The sequence below is a fragment of the Klenkia sp. AC732 genome (genome assembly GCF_979256525.1).
Genome location: NZ_CEEDOS010000037.1, coordinates 40,244 through 46,811, shown reverse-complemented (window position 1 = coordinate 46,811; position 6,568 = coordinate 40,244). Strand labels below are relative to the sequence as shown.

The 6,568-nt window shown below is 74.6% G+C and carries 6 protein-coding genes; 3 read left to right on the top strand and 3 right to left on the bottom strand.

All coding sequences use genetic code 11. From position 1 onward, the window contains the following. The first annotated feature begins 373 nt into the window (after positions 1 to 373). Positions 374 to 1,765 carry an HNH endonuclease signature motif containing protein gene (locus AC0IVP_RS16765; RefSeq protein WP_471757983.1) on the top strand — a complete coding sequence of 464 codons (1,392 nt, stop codon included), beginning with the start codon at positions 374 to 376 and terminating at the stop codon, positions 1,763 to 1,765. 290 nt (positions 1,766 to 2,055) lie between these two features. Here the strand turns inward: AC0IVP_RS16765 and AC0IVP_RS16760 are convergent, their stop codons facing one another. Further along, complete coding sequence (locus AC0IVP_RS16760) at positions 2,056 to 2,796, bottom strand: hypothetical protein (RefSeq protein WP_471757981.1); 741 nt, start codon at positions 2,794 to 2,796, stop codon at positions 2,056 to 2,058. Between the two features lie 117 nt (positions 2,797 to 2,913). Here AC0IVP_RS16760 and AC0IVP_RS16755 point away from each other — a divergent pair, with 117 nt between their 5' ends. Beyond that, a complete protein-coding gene (locus tag AC0IVP_RS16755; protein WP_471757979.1) occupies positions 2,914 to 3,342 on the top strand; it encodes an NfeD family protein in 429 nt (142 codons plus the stop codon). A 107-nt stretch (positions 3,343 to 3,449) separates the two neighbouring features. Further along, positions 3,450 to 4,844 (top strand): SPFH domain-containing protein, encoded by a 1,395-nt coding sequence (locus AC0IVP_RS16750; RefSeq protein ID WP_056291058.1) that lies wholly within the window; start codon positions 3,450 to 3,452, stop codon positions 4,842 to 4,844. A 72-nt stretch (positions 4,845 to 4,916) separates the two neighbouring features. On the opposite strand, the gene AC0IVP_RS16745 is transcribed toward AC0IVP_RS16750, so the two are convergent. Both AC0IVP_RS16745 and AC0IVP_RS16740 read right to left on the bottom strand, forming a co-directional pair. Further along, positions 4,917 to 6,005 (bottom strand): RNA polymerase sigma factor SigF, encoded by a 1,089-nt coding sequence (locus AC0IVP_RS16745; RefSeq protein ID WP_471757977.1) that lies wholly within the window; start codon positions 6,003 to 6,005, stop codon positions 4,917 to 4,919. After that, positions 6,002 to 6,493, bottom strand: a complete 492-nt coding sequence (locus AC0IVP_RS16740; protein WP_056291056.1) for an ATP-binding protein — start codon at positions 6,491 to 6,493, stop codon at positions 6,002 to 6,004. The genes AC0IVP_RS16745 and AC0IVP_RS16740 overlap by 4 nt, the downstream gene beginning before the upstream one ends. Positions 6,494 to 6,568: the final 75 nt, after the last annotated feature.

Below are 6,568 nucleotides of genomic sequence, written 5' to 3'. Positions count from 1 at the left end.
GCCCTGCCCCGCCCGGCCCTGCCCCGCCCGGCCCCGCCCCGCCCCGCCGCGCCGCGCCGCGCCGCGCCGCGCCGCGCCGCGCCGCGCCGCGCCGCGCCTGAGGCTGGGCGCCCCGCGTCCGGGCTCCTGAGTCCGCAGGGGTCAGCTCGGACGCCTTGGTCTGGGCCGCTCGACTCGTGATCGAACGCCTCGGCTCGGCCCCCCCGTTGTCGGTGTCTGCCGGTCCTGTCGGTACGACCGGAACGGCTCAGCCTCACGCCCTCCACACTGGTCGCCGATGTCCACGACTGGGCGCTGACCTGCGCCTTCCCCTGGCGCTCCCGGCCTGACTCCGTTAGTCTTCGTACACACGTTCGAACACCTGGAGGGCTTCGTGGACGACCTGACTGCGGCTGCTGCCGCTCTGTCCGGCGTCCTGTCCCGGCGGGACGAGGCCTCGCGGTTCGGCTTCCAGCTGCACGAGCGTCTCCCGGTGCTGCTGGCGCTGCGCAACCAGCTCGACGCGGCCCTCGCCCGCACGGTCCGCCACGGCGAGCTCTCCGGGCTCCCGGAGATCGACGGTCACACGACGATGGCGTCGTGGCTGCGGGGACACGGGCGGATGTCCGGCGCTGCGGCACAGCGGCTGGTGGCCGTCGGCCGGTCGCTGGAGAACCTGCCGGCCGCGGACGCAGCGCTCGCGTCCGGGTCGATCACGGCGGACCAGGTGACCGTACTCGGCCAGATTGCCACCGACGACCGACGGGCCGCTGCCGATGCCGAGGGCCTCGACCTGGCCGAGGTCGACGCGACCTTGACCGCTCTGGCCGCCGCCGGCACCCACCAGGACACCGTGCTGGGCGTCGGGCACTACCTGGCGCGGTTGGACCCCGACGGCCCTGAGCCCGACCCCACCGCCGACCGGGGGCTCACCCTCCCCGTCCACGGTGACGGCAGCAGGGGCATCCGGGGTCAGCTCGACGCGATCGGCGGGGAGAAGGTCGCGACCGCGTTGGAGTCCCTCGTGCAGGCCGACCGACCTGCCGGCGACAGCCGCACCCGCGCGCAGCAGCTCGCCGACGCGCTCGTGCAGCTGTGCGACACGCACCTGGCCGCAGGGGAACTGCCCACCCTGCGCGGGCGCAAGCCCCAGGTCACCGTGGTGGTCCCGCTGGAGGACCTGCTGGACCCGACCACCGGGCCCGGTGCCGCCACCCTCGGTCTGGGCGCCCAGGTCTCTGCCGCGCGCGCCCGGCTGCTCGCCTGTGACTCCCAGGTCACCCGGGTCCTGATGGGCCCCGACTCCCAGCCCCTCGACCTGGGCCGGTCGCACCGCATCGTGCCCGCCCACCTGCGGAAGGCCGTCGAGCTCCGCGACCGCGGCTGCGTCTTCACCGGGTGTGGGGCGCCGAAGTACTGGTGCGACGTCCACCACCTCGTCCACTGGATCGACGACGGGCCCACGTCGCTGGAGAACTCGGCGCTGCTCTGCGAGCGTCACCACACGAAGGTGCACCACGGGTTCCGCGTCGAGCGGCAACCCGACAACAGCTACCGGACCTTCCGCCCCGACGACACCGAGATCGTCGTCGGACCCCGCCTCCCCGGGCTCGACGCCACCCCAGCGGCACCGTCAGAGCCCCCCCGGATGACAGGTGGCCGAGCGAGGCGGAGGACGACCCGTTCCCCGGGTGCCGGCGCCAGCAGAGCGACGCCCCGTGACCCGGTCGACCTCGACACCGTCATCGACATCGAACCCACCCTGAGACCCACCGTCACCCCCTGACCGGGGGTGCTCACCGGTCTGCCGGGCGCGCGTACTCGGTCGATGGGTGAGTGCCGTCCAGGTCCCGGTCTGCCGATGTGTGCCCGCCCGGGGGTCAGCCGGGCCACCGGCACGTCCGTCCTCTCGAGGAGCGTGCCCACCGCACGACGGGGACCTGAGCCGGGAGCCACCACCCCGGTGGGCGAAGCGGCCACCCCACCTCCCCATCGCTCGACCGGCGGTGCCCGGCGGGCGGCGGCCTCGTGCGTGGTCGTTCCAGGCGCCGGCGACTCAGGCGCCGGCGACTCAGGTCAGCGGGGGACCCAGTTGTAGGCGGCGGTGGTCGCCTCGCGGACGGCGTCGGCCAGCGGGCGCAGCGCGGCGTCGCGGCGCGCGGCCTGGGTGGTGTTCACCGCGGCACCCGGCGCGTCGGCCATCGCCAGGTCCAGCACCCGGGACAGCCGCTGGGCCCGACCGAGCACCGAGGCGGCCAGCTGGTCGTGGTCCTCGGGCAGACCCGGGGCGTGCGTGGTGCGCGCCAGTCCGGCCAGCAGGGTCGGCACCTCGGGGTTCCACCGGGCCAGGTCCAGGCCCGCCAGCGTGCGGGCCGCGTCGCCGACCGCCAGGTCCAGCTGGCCCGACACCGACCGCAGCGTGCCCTCCACCGGAGGCGCCACCGGCGGGGCGCCGGCCAGGTCCACCGCGGTCCACGACAGCACCTCCGCACCGATCTCCTCGGGCACCAGGGCGACCCGGGTGCCCACCGCCGCCTGCCCGGCCGACAGTGCGGTCGCCACCAGCCCCGGCACCGCCGGCAGCCCACGGGTGTCGCCCGGCACCGGCAGGACCAGCCGCAACCGCAGCTCACCGAGCGTCCGCAGCGCCGACAGTGCCACCCCCAGCGGCACCGCCGCGTCGGCCCCGGGCAGCCCCACGACGCGGTGCGCCGTCTCCTGCCCGGCAACGGCGTCCAGGGCCTCGTCGTAGCTGGTCCGGCCGGTCAACCAGGCGGTCGCCCAGACGGCGAGCCGGCCTGCGGGGAAGTCGCGCACGAGGAGCCAGGTTACGACGCGGGAACCACGCCGGGGACCGACCGCCCCGCCACCGGGTCCGGCACGGACCCGGCTCGGATCCCGACCGACCCCGCCAGGGCGTGCCAGACTCGGGACGTGTCCTGGTTGCTGTGGTTGATCGCCGCGGGGCTGCTCACCGCCGGTGAGCTGGCCAGTCTCGACCTGGTGCTGCTCATGCTCGCCGGGGGCGCACTGGGCGGCATGGGCGTGGCGCTGCTGACGGACGACCTCGCCCTGCAGCTGGTCGGCTTCGTCGTCGTCAGCCTCGCGCTGATCGTCGGCGTCCGGCCGGTCGCCAAGCGCCACCTGACCTCCCGCACCCCGGAACAGGTCGACGGCGTCGAGGTGTACGTCGGGCGCACCGCCGAGGTGAGCGAGCGCGTCGACGGTGAGTCCGGGCAGGTCCGGATGGGCCACGACGAGTGGTCGGCCCGCACCCAGCTCGACGGCGAGACCTACGAGGTCGGCCAGGTCGTCCGCATCGTGCAGATCTCCGGGCCCATCGCCTACGTGTCCCGCGCCTGACGGCGGCACCTGCACCGCGGCGGCCGCGGGTCACCGTGGGTGGCCTCCCGGAACGGGACCGGGCAGGATCAAGCTGACCGTCCACCGACGTCAGGAGCACAAGCCCCGTGTCAGCAGCACTGATCGTCCTGCTCGTGATCGCCGTCCTGGTGGTGGTCGTGCTCGCCAAGAGCGTCACGATCGTCCCGCAGGCGCAGGCCAAGGTCGTCGAACGCCTGGGCCGCTACAGCCGCACGCTCTCCCCGGGACTGGCACTGCTGGTGCCCTTCGTCGACCGGGTCCGGGCGACGATCGACCTCCGCGAGCAGGTCATCTCCTTCCCGCCCCAGCCGGTCATCACCGCCGACAACCTCCAGGTCGGCATCGACACCGTCGTCTACTTCCAGGTCACTGACCCGCGGCTGGCCGTCTACGGGATCGCCAACTACATCACCGGCATGGAGCAGCTGACGACGACGACGCTGCGCAACGTCGTCGGTGGGCTGAACCTCGAGGGCGCCCTCACCGGCCGCGACGGCATCAACTCCCAGCTGCGCTCGGTCCTGGACGGCACCACCGGCCCCTGGGGTCTGCGGGTCGCCCGGGTGGAGATCAAGGCCATCGACCCGCCGCTGTCCATCCAGGACTCGATGGAGAAGCAGATGCGCGCCGACCGCGACAAGCGCGCCACCATCCTCACCGCCGAGGGCCAGCGGCAGTCGGCGGTCATGACCGCAGAAGGCCAGAAGGCCAGTCAGATCCTCGCCGCCGAGGGCCACAAGACCGCGGCGATCCTCGAGGCCGAGGCCGAGCGGCAGTCCCGCATCCTGCGCGCCGAGGGTGAGCGGGCCGCCCTCTTCCTGCAGGCGCAGGGGCAGGCCAAGTCCATCGAGACGGTCTTCCAGGCCATCCACGACGGCAAGCCCGACCAGGGTCTGCTGGCCTACCAGTACCTGCAGACGCTGCCCAAGATCGCGCAGGGCGACGCCAACAAGATGTGGATCGTGCCCAGCGAGTTCTCCCAGGCCCTGGAGGGCCTGGCGAACATGGGCGGCGCCGGCCGCGGAGGTGGCAAGGACGGCGAGCCGCGCCGGTCGTGGCTCGACGTCGACGCCCAGGAGTCCGCGCCCGCGTCGGCACCGGCCCAGACGCTGGACACCACCGACTGGTTCGAGTCCCGGGTGCCCCGGGCCGCCGACCAGCCCGAGGCGCACGTGGCGATGAGCACGCTGGCCGACAGCGAGCCCTCGATGCCGCACCCCGAGGTGCCCAGCACGCCGTCGCTGTCCGAGCTGACCGCCGACGTCAAGGAGGCCGGCGCCGCGGCCGACCCCCGCAACCGCGACCGGGACGGCGACGGCGTCGACGACGCCGACGAGCGGCCCACCCCGCCGCCGCCCTACGGCCAGGGCGGTCCGCAGCAGCAGTGGCAGCAGGGCCCGCCGCAGGGCCAGCCGCAGGGCCAGCAGGGCCCCCCGCCCGGCTGGCAGCAGGGCCCGCCCCAGGGCTACCAGGGGCAGTAGCACCCACACACGACACCGGCCCGGCCCCCGCGAGGGGCCGGGCCGGTGTCGGTGAGGGGCACGGGGTCCTCCTCAGTCCTTGAGCAGGCCCTCGCGCAGCTTGGCCAGCGTCTGGGACAGCAGCCGGGACACGTGCATCTGGGAGATGCCGATGTCGGCGGCGATCTGGGACTGGGTCATGTTGCCGAAGAACCGCAGGATGAGGATGCGGCGCTCGCGGGCCGGGATGGTGGCCAGCAGCGGCTGCAGCGACTCGCGGTACTCCACGCCCTCGAGCGCGGCGTCCTCCTGGCCCAGCGTGGCAGCCAGGGTGGGGGAGTCCTCCTCGCCGGAGAGCCGCTCGTCCAGCGACGAGCTGCGGTAGGCGTTGGCGACGGCGAGGCCCTCGAGGACCTCGGCACGCGGGATGCCCAGGTGCTCGGCGAGCTCCGAGGGGTTCGGGGCGCGGCCGTTCTTCTGGGCGAGCTCGCCGACGGCGGCGTTCAGCGACAGGTGCAGCTCCTGCAGCCGGCGCGGCACGCGCACCGACCAGCCCTGGTCGCGGAAGTGCCGCTTGATCTCCCCGGTGATGGTGGGGACGGCGAAGGACAGGAACTCCACACCCCGGGTGGGGTCGAAGCGGTCGATCGCGGCGATGAGGCCCAGGGTGCCGACCTGCAGCAGGTCGTCGAAGGGCTCCCCGCGGTTGCTGAACCGGCGCGCGAAGTGCCGGACCAGCGGCAGGTGCTCCTCGACGAGGATCTCCCGCAGCCGCTCCCGGCGGGGGTCGCCGGGCTCCAGCGAGGCGAGCTCCACGAACAGCGGCGCGGTGCGCTCGGCCCGCTTCCGGTTGTCCGACAGCGGCGGGGCCGGTGCGGCCTGGGCGGCGTCGGTGGCCGGGGTGGCGGAGACGGGCACGTCCGTTGCGTCCGGCGGCAGCAGGTCGGCGAGGGCGTCGTCGTCGGAGGCGTCCGCGGCGGTGTCGCCCGGGCCGTCCCCGTCGGTGGGGACGTCCTCGGTGGGGAGGGCCTCGGTGGAGAGGGCCTCGGTCGGGAGGGCCTCGGTGGGGTGGGCCTCACCGCGGGGCTGCGGCGCCCCGGCGGTCACGTCGTCGGCCTGAGCCGTGTCGTCGTCGACGGTCGGGTCGGCAGCCGGGGTGTCGGTGGCAGCCGACCGGGTCACCGCAGGACCGAGAGGTCGGAGTCGGCGTCACCGGTGGCGCGGCTCAGCGGCCCGGGCAGGTGCTTCTCGAAGGTGATCACCGCGACCGCGCCCTCGGAGCCGTCACCGGCCGGCACGGCCGCCTGGGTGGAGGGGCCGGCGTCGACGCTGTCCACCAGGGTGTGCAGCACCGCCCAGCCGAACCCGTCGCGGGGGACGTCGGTGCCCGGGGCGGTCGGCACCCAGGCGTCGATGTGCAGGCCACCGGCGGCCGCCTCGAAGACCACGGTCAGCGCCGAGCCGGGGCTCGCCACCGAGGCCAGCGTGGCGCTGGCCTCGTCGACGGCCAGGCGGAGGTCCTCGACAGCGTCGAGGTCGAAGTCCATCCGCATCGCCAGGTCACCGGCCATGGCCCGCACCGCGGGCAGCTGGGTCCGGGAGGTCGGGACCCGGAGCTCCAGTCGTTCCGTGCGCCGCTCGCCTGAGGCGGCGGCCGTCGAGTCGACCATCCGTCGTGTGCTCCTGTCGTGTCCTGTCGCGCGTGGGGGCCGCCCCGTGCTCGGCGGCCGTCGTCCATCCTCCCG

Coding starts and splice junctions, on each gene's coding strand:
- AC0IVP_RS16740 (WP_056291056.1), bottom strand. CDS start 6,493: ATGGTCGACTCGACGGCCGCCGCCTCAGGCGAGCGGCGCACGGAACGA.